The 1,755-nt window shown below is 35.8% G+C and carries 2 protein-coding genes; one reads left to right on the top strand and one right to left on the bottom strand.

The window, feature by feature from the left end:
- A partial coding sequence (locus ENL20_10755) for a hypothetical protein (protein HHE39034.1) occupies positions 1-309 on the bottom strand: 309 nt, incomplete at its 3' end.
- Positions 310-481: 172 nt separating this feature from the next.
- Between ENL20_10755 and ENL20_10750 the strand changes: the two genes are divergently transcribed.
- Entirely contained in the window at positions 482-1,453 is a 972-nt protein-coding gene (locus ENL20_10750) for a Gfo/Idh/MocA family oxidoreductase (GenBank protein HHE39033.1), read from the top strand.
- Positions 1,454-1,755 lie beyond the last annotated feature (302 nt).

The following is a 1,755-nucleotide window of genomic DNA, read 5'->3' as shown; positions in this document are numbered from 1 at the left end:
ATTCTGCGGTTCGATTTCTATTTGAGTGATCTTACTGGTAAGTTCTTCCCCTGAATTTGTGAAAACTTTGATTAAAATCGGTTTTTTTAAATAAACTTTTGAATGATTTGTAACTGTAAATTTCACATCCACATTACCGGAAGTAACTTCAGTGATCTCTATTTCTGAAATTCGGAGACTTTTAGATTCGTTCTTTTTCCAGCAATTCCTGAGTGATATTCCAAAAATTACAGCTACTAACAATATGAGTTTGATGTAGGTTGGGATTGGTCTTTTTTTATTCATATCTATTCTGTCTATCGATCGCATTTTAAACTCCAGAAATTTCTTTGCTTAATTTTCTTTTTAGATTTTGATTGTCAAGAAAAGAAAATGTTTTCTGGAATTTCTTTTTCGGAATTTCTTTTCTTGACACCTGAAATTCAATTTGAAATTTAAGTCCGATGTTTGTTATTTTGTAGTTTAACAGGATGGAATATTAATGATAAAAATTGGAGTTGCGGGTGTCGGGCAGTTCGGGAAGAATCATGCCCGTATCTTGAAGAAAAGCGGACAATGTGATTTGATCGGCATTTATGATAATAATACTGATCATTTGAAGAAAACTGCATCAGAACTGAAGGTCAAAGCATTTGATTCTTATGAAAACCTGCTTTTAAAGATAGAAGCGATCGTCATTGTAGTCACAACTTCGTTTCATTATGAAATGGCAAAGATGGCTCTGGAAAAAGGTGTGCATACATTTATTGAAAAGCCGATCACATCGGAATTGCGGCAGGCGGAAGAACTCGTCGATCTGGCGGAAAAAAGAGGTCTGAAAATTCAGGTTGGACATATTGAGAGATTCAATCCGGTGGTAATGGAAGTTGCAGAAAAAATAAAGAATCCGATGTTTGCGGAATGTCATCGCATTGCTCCTTTCAATGCGAGGGCAGTCGATGTTCCGGTTATTCTCGATCTGATGATACATGATATCGACCTGGTACTGTCTTTTATCAAAAGTGAAGTAAAAGAAATCCGGGCAAGCGGTGCCGGGATCATGACGAAAAGCATCGATATTGCAAATGCTCGACTGGAATTCGAAAATGGAGCTGTAGCAAATGTTACTGCCAGCAGGATTTCCATGAAAAGTTCGAGGAAACTTCGTTTTTTCCAGAAGGACGGATATTTTTCTCTCGATTTCCAGAACCGGAAAGCGACTTTTATCAAAAAATCAAAGAAACTTTATAAAGTTCTTCCTAAGTTAATCAGGGGAAAATATGATGAAGTCGATGTTAATGATGTTGTGGATATTTTAGAGGTGGATGCTTCCAATCGCGAAAAGGATGCTTTGACTGTCGAACTGGAGTCATTCATTCAAACGATTGAAGCTGGAATAAATCCGCTCGTCAGTGGAGTCGATGGCATGAGAGCGTTGAAGATCGCCTTGGAAATTATCGAGAAGATAAAGTGAGATATTAAATTTGCCAAATTTCAAAAATTTGGCAAATTTATAGAAAAACTTGTCATTCCGAAACTTCTTCTTGCTTTTTCTAATGAAGAATCTATAATTTTTTGCTCTTTCTTCTCGTTCCCAAACTCCAGTGGGAATGCAAGTTAATAAAAATTCTGTTATGAAATATCTTATAAAAAAAGAAACAAAGTTTCTAAAACATAGCATTACTAAACGGAGTTTAGTAACGGGTAGAAAAGTATTTTCAGAAGGTAAACGCGGGAGATTCTTCGGGAAAAAAACTTTATAAGAGAAATCAGAAT

This window comes from Candidatus Cloacimonadota bacterium, assembly GCA_011372345.1.
Taxonomy (GTDB): domain Bacteria; phylum Cloacimonadota; class Cloacimonadia; order Cloacimonadales; family TCS61; genus DRTC01.
Note: the sequence above shows the minus strand (reverse complement) of the source record. Positions and strands in the feature narration are given on the sequence as shown.